This window comes from Nonomuraea sp. NPDC059194, assembly GCF_042754765.1.
Taxonomy (GTDB): domain Bacteria; phylum Actinomycetota; class Actinomycetes; order Streptosporangiales; family Streptosporangiaceae; genus Nonomuraea.
The window spans coordinates 1-2,784 of record NZ_JBHZBH010000099.1 but is presented as its reverse complement, the minus strand read 5'-3'; the positions used below and the strand labels follow the sequence as shown (position 1 = coordinate 2,784).

4 protein-coding genes and 1 pseudogene are annotated in these 2,784 nt (G+C 63.6%); 4 read left to right on the top strand and 1 reads right to left on the bottom strand.

What is annotated here, in order from left to right:
• The 3 genes and pseudogenes from ACFXJ8_RS43915 to ACFXJ8_RS43905 form a co-directional block, all read left to right on the top strand.
• Positions 1 to 247: hypothetical protein (locus ACFXJ8_RS43915; protein WP_379651511.1), on the top strand; the 247-nt coding region annotated here is incomplete at its 5' end.
• Between the two features lie 482 nt (positions 248 to 729).
• Positions 730 to 969, top strand: coding sequence for a hypothetical protein (locus ACFXJ8_RS43910; RefSeq protein WP_379651509.1), 240 nt, complete (start codon positions 730 to 732; stop codon positions 967 to 969).
• A gap of 321 nt (positions 970 to 1,290) precedes the next feature.
• Positions 1,291 to 1,527: pseudogene (locus tag ACFXJ8_RS43905) on the top strand (integrase core domain-containing protein); the annotation flags it as partial.
• A 203-nt stretch (positions 1,528 to 1,730) separates the two neighbouring features.
• Here the strand turns inward: ACFXJ8_RS43905 and ACFXJ8_RS43900 are convergent.
• Positions 1,731 to 2,051, bottom strand: coding sequence for a GYD domain-containing protein (locus tag ACFXJ8_RS43900; protein WP_379651508.1), 321 nt, complete (start codon positions 2,049 to 2,051; stop codon positions 1,731 to 1,733).
• A gap of 186 nt (positions 2,052 to 2,237) precedes the next feature.
• On the opposite strand from ACFXJ8_RS43900, the gene ACFXJ8_RS43895 reads away from it, so the two are divergent.
• Positions 2,238 to 2,639: a tyrosine-type recombinase/integrase gene (locus ACFXJ8_RS43895; protein ID WP_379651506.1), complete on the top strand. Its 402-nt coding sequence runs from the start codon at positions 2,238 to 2,240 to the stop codon at positions 2,637 to 2,639.
• Positions 2,640 to 2,784: the final 145 nt, after the last annotated feature.

The window sequence follows — 2,784 nt, the reverse complement described above, 5'->3', positions numbered from 1 at the left end:
GGTCGCGTTTGTCATCTCCACACCGGGGCGCCGCTCAGCGATCCGTCCGTCCCAGGGCCGCAACCGTCTCACCAGCCGAGAACGCTTCAGCCCTGCGGGGCTCCCCGGCTATTCACAACCCGCGTGGCGTTCGCCGCCATGCGGAAACGCTGAACCTGCCGCGCCGTCTTCGGTCACCCTCTGGCCGACGGGATTCGTTATCTGGTCGACAATGACCAAAATCGATCACTATTCGTATTATTTCTGAAGGGATATCGAAAATGCCATCATTCACCATTTTAGGATGGTGAGTCGCCGCATCGGGAAGGGAGTGGCAGATCTCATCAGAGAGGCCGCGGTATGCTGCGTTAATTCGAATGGAGCGGCTCACACGTCGGAGCGAAAATGGTCGATGGAGCTTCCGGAGATCCGCGCCCTAAAGGAAGGCGTGGCCCGGTCGAGATCAACCCCACCCTGCGGGCCACCGCGGCCGCATCAGTCGGTGGAGCGCTCGCCATCTGGTGGCCCGCCTTTACGTGGGGCGCGTACGGTGCCATCTTCTTCGACTCCCTGCTGGCGCTCTGGGCGACAGCGACCGCAGTGCTTCTCTCAGGGGTGGTAGTACACGAAAGAGGTGCCATGCCTTGGGCCGGCTGGCTCGTCTTGTCACTGCCCTCGATCAGGGTCCTCCTAGCCATCGCGGCACCAGGGACCCGGGGATTGCCTCACTATCAATATTTTGAGGCAGGAGTGACCCTGCTGGCCGCCCCGGTGCTCGCATGGCTGCTGTCGAGAATCCTGCTGTCCGACTATGATGAGCTCTCTATACCAAAACGCTTGGGTGCCGTCGCCATCACGATCGTCATCGGAATCCTGGCCTTCCTGCTCGGTAAGTACAACCACCTATTCCTCACGTGCACGGATTTTGACATAAGCGGCAATGACCTCCCTAGCGGCTGCGCACGCGGAGGACCTCGCCGTCTCCCCTGAAACGGCCTACCTGTATCGCGTCAAAACGCAGCCACGATGGCTCTGACCTGTGGTTTGACAGGTTCCATCTCCGCCGACAAGATCGTGTCTTGTGCTTGTTCGCCTGCTCTATCTGATCACTCTCGAGTGTTCGGCTGGCTGATGTTGCTGGGCCGCAGTCAAGCGTCGAAGGACGCGGAAATCATGATGTTGCGTCACGAGGTGGCGGTTCTGCGGCGTCAGGTCGAACGGCCGAAGCCGGACTGGGCCGATCGGGCAGTTCTCGCGGCGCTGGACGTCATCAGGCAGATCCCCGACGAGTTCCGGGCCAAGGTCTGGATCCGGATCGACGGCGCGGGCGCCACCCACGCTGACAACGCCGCCGCGGAGGCGTTCAACGCCACCCCCAACGCGAGACCCTACAAGGCGCCCGGCGCTGGCCCTCGGCCCGCGCGGCCCGGCTGGCCATCTTCAAAATGGATCACCCGATACAACACGAGAAGGAGGCACTCCACCCTGGCCCACCTCAGCCCAATCGACTACGAACAGCGATCCGATAGAGTGCTCAAAGCTGCATGATCCCCGTGTCCACACTCCGGGGGGAACGCCCCTGATGGCGGCTGGAGGGCGTTAGTGCGCTGGTTGCCGGGCTGGCGAGAATGCTGCACACCTCGTCGCTGGCGCATTCCTGGCTGGGTCATGCACAACTTGTCAGGTCGGCCTCCGCCCAGTCGGTACTGGAGTTGCGGTGTGCGACGGGCGAAGTGGGGCAGCGACCGCGGTCAGGTACCCGGCGGGCGGAAGTCGACCGACTTCTTGGCGGCCTGGTCGACCTCCTCGACGGTCACCAGAACGCTCGTCTTGGATACCAGGGCTCCGCTGGCCCGGACGGTCATCGCGATCGCGGCCATCGACATGCTGTCGGGCAGGTCAACGATGCAGTACAGGTCGTCTTCACCGTATGCGAAGTACATCGACTCGACTGTGCCGCCACACGACCTGACAACCTGCTCCACAGCGGCCTTGCGCCCACTGCCTCCCTCGGCGAGCAGTCCCTTCGCACCTTCCGCGGTGTACCTGGCCTGCACCATGTACTTCGTCATCCGACCCCCCGAAGCTCATACAGAGCGCGGATAGCGCCCGCCCGACCACTATCGCACACGACACGTGATCACCAACCTGACCCGTCATGAGGCCGCCGCAGGTCAGCGCCGCCTCAGGGATGAGCTTGTGGGTGCCCGAAACTCGACGTTGGGGCTGATCTGGGGTTAGGCGTTCCCGCCGGCTGGGTGTTCACTCGCAAGGACGGCAAGCCGGTACGCCCGGACTACCTGACCTACCGGTTCCGGTACCTGGTGGCAGCCAGCGGACTGCCACCGGTACGGCTGCATGACCTGCGACACGGCGCCGCCTCCACAGCGTTGGCGGCGCACGTGGACCTGCGTACAGTCCAGGGGCAACTCGGGCACGCCAGCATTGTGCTGACCTCCGACACCTACACCTCGGTCCTACCCGAGCTCCATCACGAGGCGGCCGAGGCAACGGCACGCCTGGTACTCACCACAGCGCGAAGAACGGCCCACAAGCTGCGGAAGCGGACACTCCGGCTCCGGCGTTGCCCCACGAACCCGGCCGCCACGCTGAGCACATTGCCAGAAAGCTCCCGTGGTGTCCGTTTGTCCCAGACGTGACCCAGGCATGACCCACCTCTCGATTCTTTGATCAAGAGGTGGGTGAATCTGCAGGTCAGTCGCTAGGTCCCCTGCGGGGACGCCGCGCATGCGGGAAAATGTGGGTAGGTCGCCCGCCGACGTCGATATCCTCTTGGCGCAGGTG